A 293-nucleotide genomic window follows, 5' to 3' on the forward strand; every position below is an offset into this window, starting at 1 on the left:
CGCCTCCGCCTTCGACAAGCTCAGGCATCGGCTCAGGCATCGGCTACTACAGATACGTCCCCGTGGGCTGAGCCTGTCGAAGCCCAGACCGTCAAGACGGATACGTTCCCGTGGGCTGAGCCTGTCGAAGCCCACATCATCGAACCATGCCTCCGCCTTCGCCTCCGCCTTCGCCTCCGCCTTCGCCTCCGCCTTCGCCTCCGCCTTCGCCTTCGCCTTCGACAAGCTCAGGCATCGGCTCAGGCATCGGCTACTACAGACACGTCTCCGTGGGCTGAGCCTGTCGAAGCCCA

This window comes from Cyclobacterium xiamenense (assembly GCF_900109255.1).
Taxonomy (GTDB): Bacteria; Bacteroidota; Bacteroidia; order Cytophagales; family Cyclobacteriaceae; genus Cyclobacterium; species Cyclobacterium xiamenense.